Source organism: Flavobacterium soyae (assembly GCF_021245985.1).
GTDB lineage: Bacteria > Bacteroidota > Bacteroidia > Flavobacteriales > Flavobacteriaceae > Flavobacterium > Flavobacterium soyae.
The window spans coordinates 114,264-135,400 of the sequence record NZ_JAJQXA010000008.1; the positions used below are offsets into that span (position 1 = coordinate 114,264).

The following is a 21,137-nucleotide window of genomic DNA, read 5'->3' on the forward strand; positions in this document are numbered from 1 at the left end:
TTAGGTTATTTTTTAAAATGAATAATCGGAAATTTATTTAAGTAAATTTCCGATTATCTTTAGTTTATGATTTAATATAATTAGTTTGCAGCTACACCATCAACAGGAAATAAGAAATTATTTAACTCGGTATCTTTTTCATAAACATCCTGATAAAAACTAATTTCTCCGGAATCATGTACCCACGAAGTAAAATAAGTAATATAAATAGGTATTTTATTTGGCAGCTTAAATGTAGTTTCAGTTTTTCCCTCCATTGCTGTATTTATCTTATCAGTTGTCCATTCCGGATAATCTTTAAGTATTGCAATGGCTAATTCTTTGGCTTTGTTTACATTAATACAGCCATGGCTGAAAGTTCTTCTTTCAAAATCAAATAAACTTTTTGCAGGCGTATCGTGCATATAAATATCTTCAGGATTTGGGAAAATAAATTTTACTAATCCAAGAGAGTTATTAGGACCCGGTTTTTGTCTTACCAAACCGTTTACCATTTCCATATTATGATCTGCCAAATAATTAGGGTCGGCAGCTATTTTCATTTTTAATTCATTTTCAACAATACTTTGAGGAACCGTCCAGTACGGGCTGAAAACGATTTTATCAATATTTCCATTAAATATAGTGGTTTTAGTCACCGCAGATCCCACAAAAACTTTAGAGGTAAGTTCCGGTTTTCCGTTTTTTACATACACCAATTCAAAAGAAGGAATATTTACAATAATATATTCTTTGTCTTTTAGAATTTTTGGAGAAATCCAGCGGCAGCGTTCCATGTTAACCATCAAGGTATTAATCTTGTCTTTAAGCGGAATATTCATTTCTTTAATATGATCTTCAGACAAAATGTAATTTGGTTTAAACCCGTTTCTAAGTTTATATTTCATTACACCATCCATTAATTCACGATCATAAAAATTACTTTTTGAATCATGCTCTAAATCACCCAAAATAAATAATCTCGTTCTAACTTGTCCAATTGTAGGTGTATTGGCATCAGGTCGTAAATCTTTATAAGGAGATTCGGCAGCAATGGGTTTCCAGACACCGGATTTATCTATTTCTCTGTATTTTTTAAGAGCATCCTGCAATTTATAGTATTGGTTAAAAAGAAGCTCGTCATTTTTCTCTAATAATGTAGGTTCGGTCATTAAAGAATCTAACAAAGTATCATAAGATATTTCTTTTTTTGGAAGAAGCCATCCTGTTTTTTTAGCAGTTTCGGCATCCAAACCAACATACACACGATTCATGTATATAATATATGCAGTACTCAAAAGCATATCAGAATCTGTTTTTGATGGTTTATCAGTTGATCTTTTTTTAAAAATCTGATCAATTTCATATTTATAAGGAAGCTCAAAAATTAAACCTTCCTCATAAGTATCATTCAATTTGGCGTACAAGGTTTTTCCAAACTCATTGATTTTGTCATCCTCAAACCAAATTGGTTCATAAGATCTGGTTTTGTACAATGACACAACCTCGTTTTGATATTTTTTTAGATCAGAATATCTTTTAAAAAAATCAGCCAGAACTTCATTATCAACTTTTGTATCTGAATTGTTATTCTGATAAGATTTATTCAAACTTATGTTTTCTTCGGGATTACTATTATTATGCTTACTAAAAGATAATATAGTGAAACTAAGAGCTAAAATTATACTTAGTGGATATATTGTTTTCATCTTCATTTCAAATTTTACGTTAGTACTTAGACTTTAAGTTCCGGGTAAAAATTTGGGGTCTTTTCTACACTGCTAAATTACTTTAGGTTACTGATAATGAGTTGCTTTATTACATTTAGATTTTGCAAGATTGCCATGTTGTAGGTTTATATAGTATAAATCAGATGTTTATAAAATTTGTTACCCTAGTTATTAACGAAATCGATATATTTTTTAAAAACATAAAGGTTAGAGCATAAACAAATATTAAAATATTTTGTAAATTGCTCCCTTAAAATTATCATATTCATAAAATGGAACAACAAATACCATATATTCCTAAAAATAAAGTAAGAATTGTCACAGCTGCTTCGCTTTTTGACGGTCATGATGCAGCAATTAACATCATGCGTCGTATTATTCAGTCAACCGGAGTTGAGGTAATTCACCTGGGACATGACCGAAGTGTTGAAGAAGTGGTTAATACTGCCATTCAGGAAGATGCCAATGCCATTGCAATGACATCATATCAGGGCGGACACAACGAATACTTTAAATATATGTATGACTTGCTTCATGAAAAAGGAGCGGGGCATATTAAAATTTTTGGCGGCGGCGGCGGAGTAATTCTGCCAAGCGAAATTTCTGAATTACATGAATATGGAATTACCCGAATTTACGCGCCGGATGACGGCCGTTCTTTAGGACTTCAGGGAATGATTAATGATTTGGTGCAGCAGGCTGATTTTCCTATTGGAGATAAATTAAACGGAGAAATCGATCATATCGAAAATAAAGTTCCAACGGCAATTGCACGTTTAATTTCTGCAGCCGAGAATTTTCCTGAAATTGCAAAACCAGTTTTTGATAAAATTCACGAAAGCAATGCAACGTCTAAAATTCCGGTTTTAGGAATAACGGGAACGGGTGGAGCCGGAAAATCATCTTTGGTTGATGAATTGGTTCGTCGTTTTTTAATTGATTTTCCAGAGAAAACAATCGGATTAATTTCTGTCGATCCTTCTAAGAGAAAAACCGGAGGGGCGCTTTTAGGAGATAGAATCCGTATGAATGCTATTAATAATCCTCGTGTTTATATGCGTTCGCTGGCGACACGTCAGTCGAATCTGGCTTTATCTAAATATGTTGCTGAAGCGATTCAGGTTCTGAAAGCTGCAAAATACGATTTGATTATTCTGGAAACTTCAGGAATTGGACAATCTGATACCGAAATTATGGATCATTCTGATGTTTCTTTATATGTAATGACACCCGAGTTTGGAGCGGCAACACAATTGGAAAAAATCGACATGCTTGATTTTGCCGATTTAGTGGCTTTGAATAAATTTGATAAAAGAGGCGCGCTTGATGCTTTGCGTGATGTAAAAAAACAATATCAGCGCAACCATAATTTATGGGATAAAAATCCAGATGAAATGCCGGTTTTTGGAACAATTGCTTCGCAGTTTAACGATCCTGGAATGAACACGCTTTATAAAGCAATTATGGATAAAGTGGTTGAAAAAACGAATTCTGAGTTGAAATCGACTTTTGAAATCACAAAAGAAATGAGCGAGAAAATCTTCGTGATTCCGCCACACAGAACCCGTTATTTATCTGAAATTGCAGAGAATAACAGATCTTATGATGAAATCGCACTTTCGCAGCAAAAAGTAGCGCAGAAATTATACGGGATTTTCAAAACTATAGAATCTGTTTCTGGAAAAGTTCCTCAAATAAATAAAGCAGGAATCGATGATTCGACTGTTTTACCAAGTGCAGCGCAGCCACATGACGAAAACAGAATCTTTTTAAATCTTTTACTAAATCAGTTTGATAAAGTAAAAATGGATTTAGATCCGTACAATTGGGAAATTATCCTGAATTGGGATGAAAAAGTAGCGAAATATAAAAATCCGGTTTACTCGTTTAAAGTTCGTGATAAAGAAATCAAGATTGCAACACATTCGGAGAGTTTATCACATTTACAGATTCCGAAAATTGCTTTGCCTAAATATGAAGGCTGGGGCGATATTTTGCGTTGGAATTTACAGGAAAATGTTCCTGGAGAATTTCCTTTTGCTTCGGGATTATATCCGTTTAAACGTGAAGGCGAGGATCCGTCAAGAATGTTTGCGGGCGAGGGCGGACCAGAAAGAACCAATAAACGTTTTCATTATGTAAGTGCGGGAATGCCTGCAAAACGTCTTTCGACAGCATTTGACAGCGTTACTTTATACGGAAACGATCCAGATATACGCCCGGATATTTACGGAAAAATTGGAAATGCCGGAGTTTCAATCTGCTGTTTAGACGATGCAAAAAAGCTGTATTCAGGTTTTGATTTGGTTCATGCTTTAACATCTGTAAGTATGACAATAAACGGGCCTGCGCCAATGCTTTTAGGCTTTTTTATGAATGCGGCGATTGATCAGCAATGCGAATTGTATATTAAAGCCAATGAATTAGAAAAAGAAGTTGAAGCTAAAATCAACAAAATATATGCTGGAAAAGGTATTGAAAGACCAAAATACCAAGGCGATTTACCAGAAGGGAATAATGGTTTAGGATTAATGCTTTTGGGCGTTACCGGAGATCAGGTTTTACCTTTGGAGGTTTATAATGAAATAAAAGTTAAAACATTATCACAAGTTCGTGGAACGGTTCAAGCCGATATTTTAAAAGAAGATCAGGCGCAGAATACGTGTATTTTCTCAACCGAATTTGCGTTGCGATTAATGGGCGACGTTCAGGAATATTTTATTACTAAAAACGTTCGTAATTTCTATTCCGTTTCGATTTCAGGATATCATATTGCCGAGGCGGGAGCGAACCCAATTACGCAATTAGCTTTTACGCTTTCAAATGGTTTCACTTACGTGGAATATTATTTGAGCCGTGGAATGAATATCAACGATTTTGGACCAAATTTATCGTTCTTCTTCTCAAACGGAGTTGATCCAGAATATTCGGTTATTGGACGTGTGGCGCGTAAAATTTGGGCAAAAGCCATGAAAAACAAATACGGAGCTAACGAAAGAGCGCAAATGTTGAAATATCATATTCAGACTTCGGGACGTTCGTTACACGCACAGGAAATTGATTTTAATGATATTAGAACAACTTTACAAGCTTTATATGCTATTTATGATAACTGTAATTCGTTACACACTAATGCTTACGACGAAGCGATTACAACGCCTACAGAAGAATCTGTACGTCGTGCAATGGCAATTCAGTTGATTATTAATAAAGAATTAGGTTTAGCGAAAAACGAAAACCCAATTCAAGGTTCGTTTATCATCGAAGAATTGACTGATTTAGTTGAAGCTGCGGTTTTACAAGAATTCGATAGAATTACAGAACGCGGCGGAGTTCTTGGCGCAATGGAAACCATGTACCAAAGATCTAAAATTCAGGAAGAAAGTTTGTATTACGAAACCCTAAAACACAACGGCGATTTCCCAATTGTGGGTGTAAATACTTTCCTGAGTTCGAAAGGTTCGCCAACGGTTATTCCGGCAGAAGTTATTCGTGCTACAGAAGAAGAAAAACAATATCAAATTACAATGTTGGATAACCTGCATCAATTTCACGAAGCAAAAGTTAATGAGCATTTAAATAATTTGCAGCAAGCGGCTATTAAAAATGAAAACTTATTCGATCATTTAATGGAAGCTACAAAGGTTTGTTCTTTGGGCCAGATTACTTCGGCGTTGTTTGAAGTGGGCGGGCAGTATAGAAGGAATATGTAATTTTTTTTATTTTTTAATGATATGGAAAAAACCTCTCAGATTTTGGGAGGTTTTTTGTTTATAAAGTTGATAATAAATAAAGAAATTATAAGGAATTGTTAGATAAAAATTAATTAAATTTAAAATTAAGTTGAAAAGTAAAAAAACGTATTCAGATTGAATTTAAAGCATGTCAAAAAAAAAGGACAGTATAAAAAATGAGTGGGTGGAATTTAGAAATTCTGTATATGAAACTAAATCAAAAAGTCAAGATGATTTTGAAAAATATATAAATATAATTGCTTCTGGGGGATTAGGTATAACCATAGCTTTTTTCGATAAGATAGTGCAAATAGATAAAGCAATATATCTTTGGATAATTGTTTTTGGTTGGCTTCTTCTTGCTGTTACTTTATTGATAAATTTATTTTCACATTTTAAATCCGTTAATTATATGGAACTTACGATTTCGGAAATTAATGATGAAAAATATGAAGAAGTTTTCACTAATGTTGAAAAAAGAAATAAAATTATTAATAGATTTAACTTAATCTCTTTGGCTTCACTCATTATTGGTGTTTTGGCAATAATTATTTTTGTAACAATAAATTTATATATTATGAGTAATGAACGAAAACCGGTTTCTCCACAAAAGCCAGTTCCTGAAGAAAAAGGAAGAAAAATCCCTATTCCACCTACTAATAGACCATCAAGTACACCAAAAAAATAAAAAAATATGAATGAAGAAATAAAAAAGAAGTTAGAAGAAGCAATTATTTTAACAAAAAAAATTGAAGACTCAGGTAGTAAAGTAATTGCAGGTAGGACTGTGCCAATGCCTTCAAACTCATTAAAGCCTAAAGTAGTAATAATTGCAAAACCTAAAGAAAAGGAATAAACGAATATTGGCTTCTTCAAAATTTCGTTTATTTAGAAATACCATCAAACACAAAATTTTAAATAAAATCAAATAATATGAAAATATATAATGCTGATTTTAAAATACTTCGTTTGGATTTCGATATCGGGATTTTAAAAACAAAACCATTAATGGAATCTAATGTAGAAATAGTTTTAGAGTTATTTCCAGCTTCTGATGGTATAAAAGATGCTTGCAGATTTGGATTTAGGATTGCTTCTCATTTTTTAGAAATAAAGTCAAAAAAAAGAAGTAGTTGGTTATTTGTCTGAATATTTGTCTGATTTCGAAATAGAAAACGAAGTCAAAGATTTAATTGATATTAAAAGATTTGTTGAAAATGCATTTCTTAATCATGAAGTTCAATTTCAAGAAAATAAGCCTGCAGGAGTTGTAATGGATAACTTAATATTAAATCCAAATATTGAAGGTTTTACAGAAGATGTTTTTTTTTCATTTAAAAAGAAATGGATATTATCCAGATTAAAGATTATTTCCCTCCGCTGGCGCGAGCGTCCCGCTCGCGCCAGCGGAGGATTATCGTTTAATTTTTAATGAATCAACTAAATCCATTCCTAATGGCGTCAAAGCCCAACTTCCTGTATTATTTTTTTTAACGTAATGTTTTCCTGTTAAGATTTCTTGTAATGTAATTGGCAAGTCAGAGAATTGTTTTTCTGGATTATTAGCAAAATTAAAAATGCTTGTTTGATGTTTTTCAGAAAGGTTATTATAGAATTCAGCTAAGATTGAACTATTGTCATTGCCGTTATGAGTTAAATTAAAATTACTTAAGGTATTTTGTAAATCTTGTACTAGTTCATTTGATTCATTCAGTTTTAAATTTAGTGATTCTATTGTGTTTTTATCTGCATTTGCTCTTTGTGTGTTTGATTCTTCTAAAAATTTGATTCTATCCAATAGTTCCTGATGGTCTCTGTTCCCGCTTAAAATATTTTTCAATTCAGTTTCTCTTTCTGCTTCAAAAAACTTCCTTTTATATTTTGAAGATATTCGGCGTTTATTTATAGGTGTCAAAACTTCATCTACCAGTAGCATTATTAACGGAACGATTAGTGTGTAAATAAATGCTAGTGCTATTGGCCATAATATTGCTCCAAGAGTGCAATACTCATAATCAATCATCGCAATTTTATATTCAATGTTTGTATCAGAGAATAATAATAGGAAAATTGGCCGCCAATTGTAAATAAAAAAAGAACATATGAAAGCTCCTGTAATTGGAGTTTTTATACGCTCTTTAGATGATTCTATTAAACTATGTAATAAGTCAGATATTGTTTGCATAGGTCGTTTTCTGTTTAACAAACATAAGAAAAATAGTAAATCAAATTTGTAGTATTAAACCATAAAAATACTAATTGAAAGCTAGAATTAATCATTGACCTTCTTGTTAGTGCAAGTGTTCCGTTTTTAAACCCAAAATGGTTATATAAATAAGTTTTTGTATGGACGAAGAAATATTTATACCAGCTAAAGTCTACTAAAATATTATACTGTAAATTAAACTTTACTTTTTCCTAATAAATTAATTAGTATAATTATAAAGATATTTATTAATGTAATAGTTAACCCAATACATGTTATGTTAGTAATAATACAAAAAAAGTACAAGCCTATCCATGAGAAAAAAATTACTAAGCTAACCATGATATTAATTTTTGAAACAGAAAATTTTCCCCTGCTAGCGCGAGCGTCCCGCTCGTGAACGCAAAGAAATGCACGAGCGGGACGCTCGCGCCAGCAGAGAAACCACAGGCTATGTTTATATCGTTTTGAAATAACAAAAAATAAGATCATTCCCCAACAACCTCCCTAACATATCCTAAAAACTCTATTTCATCCAAAGGAAAAATAGACAGCACAGTTTCTAAAATAAGTCCCACATTTATAGATTGATTTTTCTTTTCGGGAACATTATGGATATCATGATCGAGTGCGAGAATGCATAATTTTAGCATATCGGTAATAATGCAGCCTAATTCAAAATAATTTAAAACCTCAATTTGAGCGATATAGTTTTTAGATTCGCTATTTGCAGGTTTTAGTGTGCGAAAATGTATTGCAGCTAATTTTTTAAGTCTCTCTAAAGTTTCCATTTCATTTGTTTCCATAAGGCGTGTATTTAGGTTGTGTTAGATAATTACTTTACAATTTGGTTTTTATAAATTTATTATAAGAAAAATTGTACTTTTGTTTGGTTCGGCGAAGGAAGAAATACATTGTATTTTACCAAACCATTTCTGCTGGTATCGTACTTTACTAAATAAGTTAATTACCAAAGGAAGTTTTCACACTTAATTATTATCTTTGAATTATGAGTACATTATCAAAACCAAATCATATAGGGCGAAAAATAAGCCGTATTCGTGAACTTCGTGATATGAAACAGGAAGCTTTGGCACAGGCTTTAGGAACAAATCAACAGGCGGTTTCTATTTTAGAAAATAGCGAAACTATCGATGAAGATAAACTTATCGCAATAGCAAAAGTTCTTGGTGTAACAGTTGAAGCCATTAAAAGTTTTTCAGAAGAAAGCATGATTAATTATTTTAATACTTTTAACGATACAAATAATAGTGGTGCATTTAATTTTGGAACAAATCACTGCACTTTCAATCCATTAGATAAATTAATGGAAACTGTAGAAGAAAATAAAAATCTTTACGAGCGTTTGCTTCAGGCAGAAAAAGAAAAAATTGAATATTTAGAGAAATTGCTAAAAGAAAAGTAATCGTATCATTCACGATTTAATATATAATATTTTAAGAGCAGTTCTATTAGAACTGCTTTTCTGTTTAAATTTGTCTTTAGAACAAATACTTAAAAATTATTATTAAGCGCTTAATTAATTTATATGTTTTTTCTTACTTTTATAAATAATCAAAAATGTAAAGAATAATGAAACAGGAAGGTGCGATTCAGATATTTGAAGAAAAAAAAGTGAGAACGATTTGGAATCAGGATGAGGAAAAATGGTATTTTTCTATTGTTGATATAATTACTGTATTGACAGAAAGTAAAGATTCAGGTGCGTATTGGCGGAAATTAAAACAACGCCTAAAAGAAGAAGGAAATGAAACCGTGACGAATTGTCACAGTTTGAAACTCGAAGCTGCAGATGGTAAAATGAGATTAACAGATGTAGCAGATACAGAACAACTATTTCGTTTAATACAATCTATTCCATCACCTAAAGCAGAACCGTTTAAGTTATGGCTGGCGCAAATTGCAGCAGAACGACTGGATGAGATGCAGGATCCAGAAATTACAATTGATAGGGCTTTAGAACAATACATGCAGTTAGGTTATTCTGAAAGTTGGATTAATCAACGGTTAAAAAGCATAGAGATTCGTAATGAACTAACTAAGGAGTGGAAAAACAGAGGTGTTAAAGAAGGTTTACAATTTGCCATCTTAACGGATATTATTTCAAAAACCTGGTCAGGAAAAACAACCAAAGATTATAAAATTCTTAAGGGACTAAAAAAAGAAAACCTAAGGGATAATATGAGTAATACTGAGTTGATTTTGAATATGCTTGCAGAAGCATCGACTACAGATATTTCGAGTGTTGTTAAACCCAAAGATTTTGATAAAAGTATGGAAGTAGCCCAACAAGGGGGAAATGTTGCAAAAGTTGCCCTTAACGAATTAGAATCTAAAACAGGAAAAAAAATCGTTACATCGCTAAATGCTAAAGATCTATTAAAACAGCAAATAGAAGAAAAATAAAAAAAGCAGCTCCATCTTATAGAGCTGCTTTCATTTTTTTTGTGGGGCAAAAAAAGTGGTTTAACGACGAAACCCAGGACTTTCGTTTACTGACTCGTCTAACTTAACAGTTTTTGCCTTTTTTGCAGCAACTTTAATTTCGTGTTTAGCAACTTTGTCGTTTGCTTTAACTTCTAACACATAAGTACCGGCTGGAAAACCTTCTAAACTTATTGTTTTTGAAACTTCTAATTTGTTTGCAGCAGAATCTCCCGCATAAAGTAAATTATGATTTACGTCGTAGATAGAAAAAGATGATTTTTCAACTGTGTTTAAGGTAAAGCTAACTACTTTTCCGTTTCCAGTTTGAATGTTTAAAATAAAATTGCCTTTTCCATCAATGGCGTAAGAAAATAGAGTTGCAAAAAAGAAGGCTGCAACTAGCCCGGCTTTGGTAAATTTCGTCATGTTTTTTTAAAGTTATATTACTAAAAGTGGAACGGTCAAAACTACAAATAGAAATTTAATTTTTAGCAAAAAAATCACCTTTTTTGAGGTATAAAATGCTGAATTCAAACTGTTTCTGTGTTTTGTCTGCGCTATGTACGTAAATACGGGGCTTACGGTTTTAAAAAAGTTGATTTTTTTTAATGCAGTAAAAACCAGGTATATACATTTATTAAGAATAATTTTTCAAAAAAAAATGAAAATTGAAATTTTGAAAAAAAATGGCATAAAAAAAACAGCTCAATAACCACAAAGAGCTGTTTCTAAAACTTGCGTTTTTAACTTTACTAACTATCTAACCTTATTTTATACTTATGAGAAGTATAACTTTTTTAGCGCACTGCTACGCTTGTATTTTTATCAGAAACTGTTTTGTAAACAGATGAAACTGCTTTTGCAGATAATACAGTTGTATCGTCTGTAATTGTAATTTCATGTCTCACTTTTTTTACATTGTCCTCAGCTTCTAAGAAGTAAGTTCCCTCAGGAAATTCTTCTAAGCTAAAAGTTCTTAATATTCCATCTTTACCTGAAGCAGTTTCAGAATAAATTAGATTTCCGTCTTTGTCGTAAATTGCCAGGGTAGCTCTCTGCAATTTATTAATTGCAAATGAGATAAGCTTTCCGTTAGCTTTTATTACATGAAGATTAAAGTCTTCATTTCCATCAATTGCATATGTACTTCCTGTAAAAAGTACTGCACATACTAAACTCAATTTTAAAATCTTTTTCATAACTGTTAGTTTTAAATTATTAGTTTAATTCTCTGATGTAAAATTACTACAGAAGTGCTTGGATTTTAACAACTCTATTTTCCGATTTCGATGCTGTATTCTCATTTACGAAACCGTTATAGGTTAAAATTTAAATTATTTTTATTGTTTTTGTTAATTCAGTTATTATTTTTCAATGAATTTACAAAACTTTGATTTTACCTTTTTCTTACATTTTATTAATAATAAGAGTTTAGAAAATACTTGTTTGTAAACCTGGTTTTACCAAAAAGTAAAGAGCAAAAAAAACAGCTCAATAACCACAAAGAGCTGTTTCTAAAACTTGCGTTTTTAAACTTTACTAACTATCTAACCTCATTCTTATACTGTATGCGAGTATAAATTTTTCAGTGCATTCCTGCACTTGTATTTTTTTGCAGGGATCTGCTTAATAAACTGTTGTAAGGGCTTTTGAAGACAAAACAGTAGATTCACTTGTAACCGTGATTTCGTGTCTGGCTTTTTTGAAGTTGTCTTCAATTTCTAAGAAATAAGTTCCGGCTGGAAATTCTTCTAAACTAAAAGTTCTTAAGATTCCGTCTTTACCAGAAGCATTTTCAGAATAAATTAAATTATTGTTTTTATCATAAATACTAATACTTGCCTTTTTAGTCTGATTTAAAGCAAAAGTGATTAGTTTTCCATTAGCTCTTAATACATGGAGATTAAAAGCGTTGTTTCCGTCAATTGCATAAGTACTTAATCCTGATAAAAGTACTGCACATACTAAACTCAATTTTAAATTCTTTTTCATACTATTTGTTTTTGATGTTATTATCTCTAATTCTCTGATGTAAAATTACCTTAGTTTTATCTGTTTTTTATCAACTCTATTTTCCAATTTCGATGCTGTATTCTCATTTACGAAACCGTTATAGGTTAAAATTTGAATTATTTTAGGTGTTTTTGTTAATTTGGTTGTTATTTTTCAATGTTTTTACAGAATGCTGTTTTGGGATTTTTATATCTATTATATATAAGTATAAATGTTAAGCTATTGTAGAAACCCTAATTCTTAATATAATTTAAATATAAATACAATCTAAAACATTGCCAGCGGTTTCAACCGCCGGGATGTAATATATAATCTCAATAAAAAATCTGCCAAATCTGCAGAATCTGCGTGAAACTAAATTAAGTACGTTCAAAAAAGTAAAGAGCAAAAAAAAACAGCCCAATAACCACAAAGAGCTGTTTTTAAAACTTGCGTTTTTAACTTTACTAACTATCTAACCTTAGTTTTATACTTATGAGAAGTATAACTTGTTTAGCGTACTGCTACGCTGGTATTTTTATCTGAAATTGTTTTGTAAACAGATGAAATTGCTTTTGAAGATAAACTAGCAATCTCGTTATTTACAGTAATTTCATATCTAACTTTTTTGGCATTGTCTTCAACTTCTAAGAAGTAAGTTCCATCAGGAAAATCTTGTAAGCTGAAAGTTCTTAAAATTCCATCTTTTCCAGAAGCATTTTCAGAATAGAATAAAGTACCTTCTTTATCGTATATAGCTAATTTTGCTTTTTGTGTTTGGTTAAGACCGAAAGTGATCATTTTTCCGTTTTTCAATACATGAAGATTAAAGTCCTCATTTCCATCAATTGCATAAGTACTAATTCCTGATAAAAGTACTGCACACACTAAACTTAATTTTACAATCTTATTCATAGTATCTGTTTTTAAAATTATTATCTCTAATTCTCTGATGTAAAATTACTCTAGCTGTTCAATATTTATATCAACTCTATTTTCCAATTTATGTGCTATATTCTCATTTACGAAACCGTTATAGGTTAAAATTTGAATTATTTTAGGTATTTTGGTTAATTACATTGTTATTTTTCAATGTTTTGTAAATGTTAACATTTTTAAAAAATTCCAATATTCTTACAGAAATAATGAGTGTCTATAAAAATGATCGAATAAATACGATATCTTAAAAAAAACTGTAATAAAAATATGGGGTGTTTAAAAAAAGATGTTTTGGGGATAATTTGTTAGATTATCTTTTTATTATTTTAATGAAAAATTCTTATTTACGAAACCGTTATAGGTTAAAATTTAAATTATTTTAGGTGTTTTTGTTAAATTTGCTATTATTTTTTAAAGAAATTATCATGAAGACAATCGCCCCAGCTCTTGAAGTGATAACTAACTCATACGGAAGTTCTTTTACCTACACAAAACACGCCGAAAAGACCAATAGCAAAGCTCATTTATGGCATTATCATCCAGAGATTGAGTTGGTTTATATTAACGGCGGGGCAGGAAAAAGACAAATAGGAAGCCATGTTTCCTATTATACAAATGGTAGTTTGATTTTGATAGGGTCTAATTTGCCGCATTGCGGCTTTACGAATGAGCAAACGGGAAACGTAAACGAAACGGTTATTCATATTAAACCTGAGTTTTTAGGGAATGGCTTTTTTGGAGTACCGGAAATGAAAAAAATTCAAAATGTTTTAAGTCAGTCGAAAGGCGGAATCGCTTTTGGTGGTGAAACTAAAAAACATATTGGAAAAAAAATCGAAGCAATGGAAGATCAGCTTCCGTTTGAGCGTTTGCTTTCGCTTTTGAATATTCTGGATGAATTAGATTCGTCTGAAGAATATACAATGCTCAATGCAGATGGCTTTGCAATGGAACTGCAGACTCAGGATAACGATCGTATGAATGTGGTTTTTAATTTTGTTAAAGATAATTTTCAGCAGTCTATCGCTATAGATGAAGTTTCGAATTTAGTGAGTATGACAACGCCTTCGTTTTGTAGATATTTTAAAAAGATTTCTAACAAAACTTTCACAGAGTTTGTAAACGAATACAGATTGGTACACGCCTCAAAACTTTTGGCCGAAAAACCTATAAGTATAAATGAGGTTTGTTACGAAAGCGGTTTTAATAATTTCAGCCACTTTAGTAAATCGTTTAAACAATATACAGGTAAAAGTGCCTCGCAATACCGCCACGAACATAAGATTATTATTAGTTAGTGTTTTTTGCCACGAATTATACGAATTACACGAATTAGTTTGTGAAGAATGTTTGATATTTTTGCCACAGATTAAAGGATTAAAATGATTTTAGAATCCGTTTATAAGCCAAGTTGAAAATAAATTCGTGGAAATTCGTGTAATTTGTGGCAAACCAATTTTTCAAAGAAAATAATCCATAGAATCCTTTTAATCTGTGGCAGTAAAAAATAACAAATACATAATCCGATTAGTATAAAAGCTGGTCGGATTTTTCATTTAGTTTGTTCAGAAAAAAGGTATATTTACATTCCTTTAATCGAAAAAAAACTATCAAAATGAAGAACCTTAAAATTTTAGTATTCCTTGTTTTTCTGTGTATTTCGTCAATGTCATACGCCGCAAAAGTAGATACTCTACAAATTGCAAGTGCAGCCATGAACAAAACCTACAAAGCGGCTGTAGTTTTACCAAATTCGTATACAAAAAGTAAATCGACGTTTCCGGTAATGTATTTGTTACACGGAGCGTACGGACATTTTAGTGACTGGTTAAAAAATACTCCAAATAAAAAACTGGTTCAGAGTTTATCAGATCAATATAATTTAATCATCGTAATGCCCGAAGGCGAAACTTTTAGTTTTTATCTGGACAGTCCTGTAAATAAAGGAAGCCAATTTGAAACTTTTATTACACAGGAAGTAATTCAAAAAGTAGATAAAACTTATAGAACAATCAGCAATAAAAGCGGAAGGGTTATTACCGGACTTTCGATGGGCGGACACGGTGCTTTATATCTTTCTGCCAGACATCCTGATTTATTCTGCGCTGCCGGAAGTATGAGCGGAGCAGTAGATATGAGTACAATGCTTAATCGTGAATCTTCGGCGCAGGTAGTAAAATTAATGCAGCCTGTTTTTGGGGACAGAAGCGACAATTCTGAATTATACGCACAGCATGCCGTTATGGGAATGCTCGATAAATTAAAAGAAAACAAACTGCCTTTAATTATTGACTGCGGAGTAGATGATTTCCTTATAGAACCAAATAGAGAATTACATCGCCGATTAGTTTATAATAAGGTTGAACACGATTATACTGAACGTCCCGGCGCACATACTTGGGAATATTGGGAAAATTCCTTACCTTACCATGTATTATTTTTTAGCAAGATCTTGTTTAAGAATCAGGTTGTTGTGAAAAAATAATAAGAAATTTTGTTTCAAAATCTATTTAACAAAATTTTTGGTTTGGTTTTTGGAATGCTTTTATAAACTTAAAAAAAATATATATTATGAAAAAGATACTTACGTTATTCGCTGTTGTTGGGTTAATTGTATTTACGGGTTGTGAAGGACCGGAAGGGCCTCCGGGACAAGATGGAGTTAATATTGTGGGAACAGTTTATGAAAATACATCGGCTAATTATTATAACTTTACTGAAGGAAATAATTATAGTGTTGTATTTAATTTTCCACAGCAACTAATAATTTCAGATGTTGTTCTTGTATATCGTCTAGGAGATGTAGTTAATGGTCAACCGCTGTGGGAATTTTTACCTGAAACTCATTATTTTGATGATGAAGCAGGAATTAGAGACTTTACTTATAATTTTAATTTTACAAGAAATTATACTAAAATTTTTCTTGAAGGTTATGATCCGAGTAATCCAGTTCCAAGCCAATTTACATCTAATCAAATATTCAGAATTGTAGTGGTTCCTGCAGATTTTGCATCGAAAGTAGATAAGTCTAATTATTTAGATGTTGCTAATAAATTAAATCTTAAAGAAAGTCAGGTTCAAGATATTAAATTTTAATTGTTAGAAACTAATCAAAAAAAAGAGGCTGTCTCAAAAGTCGAGACAACCTCTTTTTTATTCGGATACCTATCGGAGAAATTTTCCGTTTACGCGATTCTCAACAGCTTGATTTTACTTTTGAGACAGCCTCTTTTTTTATAGATTTTTTAGTTTTTTATAAATGTTTTTTGAATAATGCCAGAAGGGACTCTTTGCATTGTAATAAAATATGTTCCTGTTATTAAATTCGAGACATCTAAACTTATCAGATTTGGATTTATTATGGTTAATTGTGTATTAATTGTTTCTCCCTTAATATTTACAATATTAATTTGATAAAGTGATATATTACGACTTTCAATATTTAATAATGATGATGTTGGATTCGGGTATATTTTTGTTTCTTCTTCATATGTGCTTCCGTATAAAGAAACTTCGTTGCTGTAACTAGAAACGTTTCCATAAGTCGATTTATCCATGTTTAAATAATTTATTTTAGAAATTCGTCTATACTTGTATGATTCATCAAATATAAAGACCGTACCAGTTCTACCAGAGCTCTTTATTGTAAATTTTTGAGCAGGCAAGTAATTTTTTGATGTAGCTCCTAAAATGTTTGACCATGTAGAGGTGTTTTGACTACCAATTGATTGAACTTGCCATTGATAAGAAATATCATTAATTAGGAAATTTTTTCCTGTGATATCTGTATTATCTAATATGGGTGTAGATCCAATTATAGTATCAGGTGTTTCAAAATTTGTACTTGATAATATTTTTACGACTTGATCACAACAGATGGTGTTGTTGTAGCCAATTGTTCGGACCATAATCTTTAATACATTACTACTACTTTTAATGCCTTTATATATTGCTATTCTTCTTAGTAAGTAGTAGTTGTCTTCAGTATTTGATATTTCGGCAGGATTAAAATAATTTAAAATTGAAGAATTTTCATTTGGTATTGTAATCCATTTTGGGATACCTCCCAATCCTTTACTGGTCTTAGTGTATTCCCATTCAAATCTTTCAACATCAGTGAATCTATCAAGTCTCGAATATGTATGGAATGGGTTGTCTAAAATGTCTAAGTTAACATTAACTTTATTTAGACCTCCACTTACTTCAATTGGATTAATATTTATGTGCTCTATAAAACCATCTGGATTTGGCTCTGCATATACTAAAATGTTATTTGATGTTATTGGTGATGGTATAACAGTAATTGTTATTGTATTACTTTTGTTAGTAGGAGTTAGAGTTGTAGGATAACCTAAGCCTCTCATAACTGTAAAATTCCCTGTATTTTCTATATAGTCTAATGATAGAGTTTTATTCGCATTATCAACTTCTAAAATACGAACATTTGGATTTCCGTTCACCTGCCAAGAAGCATTTATGCCATATGTCTGTCCTTGATAAGGATTAAGATATTGGGAACCAGTTATTATAGTAGGTTTATCTCCTAATCTAACAGTTTGGTTACAGCAAATTGAATTCGGGATTTTGGCTGGATCAGGAGCATCTGCAGGAATTTGAGGAGTTCCGCCTCCTTGCGTAGCATTTTTGATAATGGCAAGATTAGAGCTCTTGTATATTACACCGCCTCCAGTCTTATATTCTGCATAAATATAACTGCCAGAAGTAGTAAAAGAACTCCACAGTAAGTTTATAACAAAACTACGGGATGCAGATTTTCCTTCGCCAAAAAATAAGGTTCCTCCGTTTCCTCCAGTTACAATGTTGTCGTTTAAGCCATTTACGGAATGAATGGTAATTGTACCGTAATTTCCTGGTATTGCTGGCATTTCAACGTTGACACCTAATGAAATAGTTGAATTTGGCGTGCCACCTAAATTAATTGGTCCTCCGCTAACGCTTTGACCGTTGACTGTAGTAGGTGTGAGCGTAACTTTTTGCCCAAATGAAGTAAAGGCTAATAAGAAAACAAAAATGGCGTAAATGTAATTTTTTCTCATGATAAAAATTTAAGGTTTATAATGAGATAAAAATAGTATTTAAATGCGTAAAATCTTATTTTTAAAAGTTAAATTATAGTATTTGTCTTGTTTTTTTGGTAATTATATTAAAAAGAGATTTTAAAAAAGGAAATCTTTCGATTTCCTTTTTTTATGAATATATGTTTTGAAATGATATTACAAATCAGAATCAGTAAGTTCTTTTTCTTTTCCGAATTTAAGCGAAACCAAAATTCCAACTAAAAGCGAAAGCGCAATAAATCCTAACGAAGCCCATTCTGGAACGTGAACCCATTCGTGTAAAAGCATTTTTAAACCAACAAATGCTAAAATAGCAACCAAGCTGTATTCTAAAAAGCTGAATTTTGCCAGCATATTGGCCAAGAAGAAATACATAGAACGTAAACCCAGAATGGCAAAAATATTAGAACTAAATACTAAAAAAGGATCTGAGGTAATGGCTAAAATTGCCGGAACGCTGTCAACGGCAAATAAAACGTCCATAACTTCGATTACTATTAAAGCAACAAAAAGCGGAGTAGCGGCCTTTTTTCCTTTTTCGGTTAAGATGAAAAATTTCTCATGATCCGTATGTGAAGTAATCGGAATAATTTTCCCTAAGGTTTTGTATACAAAAGAATCTTTAGGATTGAAATCTTCTTCTTCTCCTGAAAACAACATTTTTATAGCAGTAAATACTAAGAACGCTCCAAAAACATAAGTTGTCCAGCTAAATTTATTAATCAGCATTACGCCAAAGAATATCATTAAACCACGAAAAACAATTGCACCCAAAATTCCCCAGAATAAAACACGGTGCTGGTACTTTTGCGGAATTTTAAAAGAGGCGAAAATAATTGCAATTACAAATATGTTGTCAACGCTTAAAGATAATTCGATTAAATAACCTGTAATAAACTTCATCGAAGCCACAGCAGGTTTTAATTCGTCGGGATTTGCAATATAATCTGTAGTGTAAAGCCAGTAGATAACGCCTGAAAACAAAAAGGATAAAGTAACCCAGATCAATGTCCATTTACTGGCTTCTTTGGTGCTGATAATATGCGGTGTTTTGTTGAATACGCCTAAATCTAAAGCAAGAATAAAAACTACGGCCAGTAAAAAGAGAGTCCAAACTATCATGATGGTTTTTTTAAATGAATTACAAAGATAAGTTTTGAAGTTTAAATTAAAAAGTAATTATAAGAAAGGTACTTTTAAATTTAATTAATCTTATTAGATGTAAGAGGTAAAAGTTAGAAGGTTCTCGACTTCGCTCGAACTGACAGTTGTTGTTTGTTAGAACTTTGTCAAAATTTTAAACTTTGACAAAGTTTTGGATAAAGATTTTTAACGTAATCTTGTCATTGGAGGAACGAAGAATCGTACTAGTAATTCCGCAAAGAAAGTCGTGAATCTTTGTAGAGTTTTTGTGCGATTCCTCGTTCCTCAGGAATGACAAAACTGTGTGTTTATTGAAAATGATAAAAAAATCTGTTTAAACCAGCGTCATCTGTGTGCCGTTATATGCACTTTAGTTTTAGTGCGGCTGCTTCGTTCCTCCTCAATGACAAACAAGGATATAAAAAAAGTGCCAGCAATTATGATGGCACTTTTAAGATATATTCTAAGCTTTAAATTATAGCGCTGATTTAACAGTTTTGATAATTCTTGCAGCAATTTTGTATGGATCTCCGTTTGAAGCTGGTCTTCTGTCTTCTAACCAACCTTTCCATCCTTTTTGAACAGTCATTAAAGGAATTCTGATAGAACATCCTCTGTCTGAAACTCCATAAGAGAAATCGTGAATAGAAGCAGTTTCGTGTTTACCAGTTAAACGCTGTTCGTTGTAAGCTCCGTAAACCGCGATGTGCTCAGCAGTAACAGGACGGAAAGCTTCACAGATTCTTTCATAAGTTGCCTGATCTCCACATGTTCTTAACACATTGTTAGAGAAGTTAGCGTGCATTCCAGAACCATTCCAGTCAGTATCTCCTAGTGGTTTTGGGTGATATTCAATATAGTAACCATATTTTTCAGTCAAACGATCTAAAAGGTAACGGGCAACCCAGATTTCGTCTCCAGCTTTTTTAGCACCTTTAGCGAATAATTGGAACTCCCATTGTCCGCAGGCAACCTCTTGGTTAATACCTTCAAAGTTAATTCCGGCAGCGATACATAAATCAGCATGTTCTTCTACTAATTTTCTTCCGTGAGTGTTTTTTCCACCTACAGAGCAGTAGTACATACCTTGTGGAGCAGGATAACCTCCAACAGGGAAACCTAATGGCAATAAAGTTTTAGTATCCATGATGAAATACTCTTGTTCGAAACCAAACCAGAAATCATCATTATCATCATCAATAGTAGCTCTACCGTTAGAAGGGTGCGGCGTTCCATCAGCATACATAACTTCAGACATTACTAAATATCCGTTAATACGAGTTGGATCTGGATAAATTGCAACAGGAACTAATAAACAGTCAGAAGATCCACCTTCAGCTTGTTTTGTTGACGAACCATCAAATGACCAATTTCCAAGTTCTTCTAATGTTCCTTTGAAATTTTCGTGTTCTTCAACTTTAGTTTTACTTCTAAGATTTTGAGTTGGTTCGTATCCATCTAACCAAATGTACTCTAACTTAATTTTAGCCATAATAATATAAATTTATTTTTTTTTTTGTTTTTTCGCTGGGTCAAATATAGATTTATTTTTTTAGTCCTAAAAATTAGGGGGCTATTTTGTTTATCAGACAACAATTTTTTTGAGAAGCGCAATTTTGATAGGGGTATATTTTTAAAAAAGCAATTTTGAATACTTAAAAAAAATAAATTCGTAAAAATAAAGGTGAGTTTTTGAATTTTAGGGTTAAGAAATTATGAAAAAATGTTTATTTAATGAATAATACTGAGCTTTTTTGTTATATTTCTTTACATCGTCTTTATTATTCTTTAAAAAAAGGATCATCTGTTGATAAATCTTCGTATAAAATTCTCGGGTTTAAGTTTAAAAAAGGGGCTTTTATTGTTTATATTTGTTGTTCATTTTTTT

General features: G+C 31.8%; 20 protein-coding genes. 10 read left to right on the plus strand and 10 right to left on the minus strand.

Annotation, left to right across the window (positions count from 1 at the left end):
• Positions 1–80 precede the first annotated feature (80 nt).
• The gene (locus LUU93_RS12040) at positions 81–1,688 is read right to left on the minus strand and encodes a L,D-transpeptidase family protein (protein ID WP_232681361.1); all 1,608 of its coding nucleotides are present in this window, start codon (positions 1,686–1,688) and stop codon (positions 81–83) included.
• Between the two features lie 293 nt (positions 1,689–1,981).
• On the opposite strand from LUU93_RS12040, the gene LUU93_RS12045 reads away from it, so the two are divergent.
• From LUU93_RS12045 to LUU93_RS12065, 5 genes are all read left to right on the plus strand, one after another.
• Positions 1,982–5,422 carry a methylmalonyl-CoA mutase family protein gene (locus LUU93_RS12045; RefSeq protein ID WP_232681362.1) on the plus strand — a complete coding sequence of 1,147 codons (3,441 nt, stop codon included), beginning with the start codon at positions 1,982–1,984 and terminating at the stop codon, positions 5,420–5,422.
• A gap of 169 nt (positions 5,423–5,591) precedes the next feature.
• On the plus strand, positions 5,592–6,131 hold the full coding sequence (locus tag LUU93_RS12050) for a hypothetical protein (RefSeq protein WP_232681364.1): 540 nt from the start codon (positions 5,592–5,594) through the stop codon (positions 6,129–6,131).
• 6 nt (positions 6,132–6,137) lie between these two features.
• Positions 6,138–6,299, plus strand: a complete 162-nt coding sequence (locus LUU93_RS12055) for a hypothetical protein (RefSeq protein ID WP_232681365.1) — start codon at positions 6,138–6,140, stop codon at positions 6,297–6,299.
• A 77-nt stretch (positions 6,300–6,376) separates the two neighbouring features.
• Positions 6,377–6,592 carry a hypothetical protein gene (locus LUU93_RS12060; protein WP_232681366.1) on the plus strand — a complete coding sequence of 72 codons (216 nt, stop codon included), beginning with the start codon at positions 6,377–6,379 and terminating at the stop codon, positions 6,590–6,592.
• Between the two features lie 4 nt (positions 6,593–6,596).
• Positions 6,597–6,875, plus strand: a complete 279-nt coding sequence (locus LUU93_RS12065; RefSeq protein ID WP_232681367.1) for a hypothetical protein — start codon at positions 6,597–6,599, stop codon at positions 6,873–6,875.
• On the opposite strand, the gene LUU93_RS12070 is transcribed toward LUU93_RS12065, so the two are convergent.
• Both LUU93_RS12070 and LUU93_RS12075 read right to left on the minus strand, forming a co-directional pair.
• Positions 6,858–7,628: a hypothetical protein gene (locus tag LUU93_RS12070; RefSeq protein WP_232681368.1), complete on the minus strand. Its 771-nt coding sequence runs from the start codon at positions 7,626–7,628 to the stop codon at positions 6,858–6,860. The two genes, LUU93_RS12065 and LUU93_RS12070, sit on opposite strands and share 18 nt — an antisense overlap.
• A gap of 509 nt (positions 7,629–8,137) precedes the next feature.
• Positions 8,138–8,455, minus strand: a complete 318-nt coding sequence (locus LUU93_RS12075; RefSeq protein ID WP_232681369.1) for a hypothetical protein — start codon at positions 8,453–8,455, stop codon at positions 8,138–8,140.
• A 203-nt stretch (positions 8,456–8,658) separates the two neighbouring features.
• Between LUU93_RS12075 and LUU93_RS12080 the strand changes: the two genes are divergently transcribed.
• A complete protein-coding gene (locus tag LUU93_RS12080) occupies positions 8,659–9,075 on the plus strand; it encodes a helix-turn-helix domain-containing protein (protein ID WP_232681370.1) in 417 nt (138 codons plus the stop codon).
• A gap of 167 nt (positions 9,076–9,242) precedes the next feature.
• Complete coding sequence (locus LUU93_RS12085) at positions 9,243–10,076, plus strand: BRO-N domain-containing protein (RefSeq protein ID WP_232681371.1); 834 nt, start codon at positions 9,243–9,245, stop codon at positions 10,074–10,076.
• A 60-nt stretch (positions 10,077–10,136) separates the two neighbouring features.
• Here the strand turns inward: LUU93_RS12085 and LUU93_RS12090 are convergent, their stop codons facing one another.
• From LUU93_RS12090 to LUU93_RS12105, 4 genes are all read right to left on the minus strand, one after another.
• On the minus strand, positions 10,137–10,523 hold the full coding sequence (locus LUU93_RS12090) for a T9SS type A sorting domain-containing protein (RefSeq protein WP_232681372.1): 387 nt from the start codon (positions 10,521–10,523) through the stop codon (positions 10,137–10,139).
• A gap of 371 nt (positions 10,524–10,894) precedes the next feature.
• The gene (locus tag LUU93_RS12095; protein WP_232681373.1) at positions 10,895–11,296 is read right to left on the minus strand and encodes a T9SS type A sorting domain-containing protein; all 402 of its coding nucleotides are present in this window, start codon (positions 11,294–11,296) and stop codon (positions 10,895–10,897) included.
• Positions 11,297–11,723: 427 nt separating this feature from the next.
• A complete protein-coding gene (locus LUU93_RS12100) occupies positions 11,724–12,089 on the minus strand; it encodes a T9SS type A sorting domain-containing protein (RefSeq protein ID WP_232681375.1) in 366 nt (121 codons plus the stop codon).
• A gap of 513 nt (positions 12,090–12,602) precedes the next feature.
• On the minus strand, positions 12,603–13,004 hold the full coding sequence (locus LUU93_RS12105; RefSeq protein WP_232681377.1) for a T9SS type A sorting domain-containing protein: 402 nt from the start codon (positions 13,002–13,004) through the stop codon (positions 12,603–12,605).
• 449 nt (positions 13,005–13,453) lie between these two features.
• On the opposite strand from LUU93_RS12105, the gene LUU93_RS12110 reads away from it, so the two are divergent.
• The 3 genes from LUU93_RS12110 (at position 13,454) to LUU93_RS12120 (ending at position 16,124) form a co-directional block, all read left to right on the plus strand.
• Positions 13,454–14,326, plus strand: a complete 873-nt coding sequence (locus LUU93_RS12110) for an AraC family transcriptional regulator (RefSeq protein ID WP_232681378.1) — start codon at positions 13,454–13,456, stop codon at positions 14,324–14,326.
• A 317-nt stretch (positions 14,327–14,643) separates the two neighbouring features.
• On the plus strand, positions 14,644–15,513 hold the full coding sequence (locus tag LUU93_RS12115) for an alpha/beta hydrolase (RefSeq protein WP_232681379.1): 870 nt from the start codon (positions 14,644–14,646) through the stop codon (positions 15,511–15,513).
• Between the two features lie 86 nt (positions 15,514–15,599).
• Positions 15,600–16,124 carry a hypothetical protein gene (locus LUU93_RS12120; protein WP_232681380.1) on the plus strand — a complete coding sequence of 175 codons (525 nt, stop codon included), beginning with the start codon at positions 15,600–15,602 and terminating at the stop codon, positions 16,122–16,124.
• A 149-nt stretch (positions 16,125–16,273) separates the two neighbouring features.
• Here LUU93_RS12120 and LUU93_RS12125 read toward each other — a convergent pair whose 3' ends face one another.
• From LUU93_RS12125 to LUU93_RS12135, 3 genes are all read right to left on the minus strand, one after another.
• Positions 16,274–18,085: a T9SS type A sorting domain-containing protein gene (locus tag LUU93_RS12125; protein ID WP_232681381.1), complete on the minus strand. Its 1,812-nt coding sequence runs from the start codon at positions 18,083–18,085 to the stop codon at positions 16,274–16,276.
• 177 nt (positions 18,086–18,262) lie between these two features.
• Entirely contained in the window at positions 18,263–19,228 is a 966-nt protein-coding gene (locus tag LUU93_RS12130; protein WP_232681382.1) for a TerC family protein, read from the minus strand.
• A 496-nt stretch (positions 19,229–19,724) separates the two neighbouring features.
• Positions 19,725–20,741 (minus strand): glutamine synthetase beta-grasp domain-containing protein, encoded by a 1,017-nt coding sequence (locus LUU93_RS12135; RefSeq protein WP_232681383.1) that lies wholly within the window; start codon positions 20,739–20,741, stop codon positions 19,725–19,727.
• Positions 20,742–21,137 lie beyond the last annotated feature (396 nt).

Coding starts and splice junctions, on each gene's coding strand:
- LUU93_RS12120 (WP_232681380.1), top strand. CDS start 15,600: ATGAAAAAGATACTTACGTTATTCGCTGTTGTTGGGTTAATTGTATTT.
- LUU93_RS12130 (WP_232681382.1), bottom strand. CDS start 19,228: ATGATAGTTTGGACTCTCTTTTTACTGGCCGTAGTTTTTATTCTTGCT.
- LUU93_RS12075 (WP_232681369.1), bottom strand. CDS start 8,455: ATGGAAACAAATGAAATGGAAACTTTAGAGAGACTTAAAAAATTAGCT.
- LUU93_RS12105 (WP_232681377.1), bottom strand. CDS start 13,004: ATGAATAAGATTGTAAAATTAAGTTTAGTGTGTGCAGTACTTTTATCA.
- LUU93_RS12115 (WP_232681379.1), top strand. CDS start 14,644: ATGAAGAACCTTAAAATTTTAGTATTCCTTGTTTTTCTGTGTATTTCG.
- LUU93_RS12050 (WP_232681364.1), top strand. CDS start 5,592: ATGTCAAAAAAAAAGGACAGTATAAAAAATGAGTGGGTGGAATTTAGA.
- LUU93_RS12055 (WP_232681365.1), top strand. CDS start 6,138: ATGAATGAAGAAATAAAAAAGAAGTTAGAAGAAGCAATTATTTTAACA.
- LUU93_RS12080 (WP_232681370.1), top strand. CDS start 8,659: ATGAGTACATTATCAAAACCAAATCATATAGGGCGAAAAATAAGCCGT.
- LUU93_RS12135 (WP_232681383.1), bottom strand. CDS start 20,741: ATGGCTAAAATTAAGTTAGAGTACATTTGGTTAGATGGATACGAACCA.
- LUU93_RS12095 (WP_232681373.1), bottom strand. CDS start 11,296: ATGAAAAAGATTTTAAAATTGAGTTTAGTATGTGCAGTACTTTTTACA.
- LUU93_RS12040 (WP_232681361.1), bottom strand. CDS start 1,688: ATGAAAACAATATATCCACTAAGTATAATTTTAGCTCTTAGTTTCACT.
- LUU93_RS12125 (WP_232681381.1), bottom strand. CDS start 18,085: ATGAGAAAAAATTACATTTACGCCATTTTTGTTTTCTTATTAGCCTTT.
- LUU93_RS12100 (WP_232681375.1), bottom strand. CDS start 12,089: ATGAAAAAGAATTTAAAATTGAGTTTAGTATGTGCAGTACTTTTATCA.
- LUU93_RS12045 (WP_232681362.1), top strand. CDS start 1,982: ATGGAACAACAAATACCATATATTCCTAAAAATAAAGTAAGAATTGTC.
- LUU93_RS12090 (WP_232681372.1), bottom strand. CDS start 10,523: ATGACGAAATTTACCAAAGCCGGGCTAGTTGCAGCCTTCTTTTTTGCA.
- LUU93_RS12085 (WP_232681371.1), top strand. CDS start 9,243: ATGAAACAGGAAGGTGCGATTCAGATATTTGAAGAAAAAAAAGTGAGA.
- LUU93_RS12110 (WP_232681378.1), top strand. CDS start 13,454: ATGAAGACAATCGCCCCAGCTCTTGAAGTGATAACTAACTCATACGGA.
- LUU93_RS12070 (WP_232681368.1), bottom strand. CDS start 7,628: ATGCAAACAATATCTGACTTATTACATAGTTTAATAGAATCATCTAAA.
- LUU93_RS12060 (WP_232681366.1), top strand. CDS start 6,377: ATGAAAATATATAATGCTGATTTTAAAATACTTCGTTTGGATTTCGAT.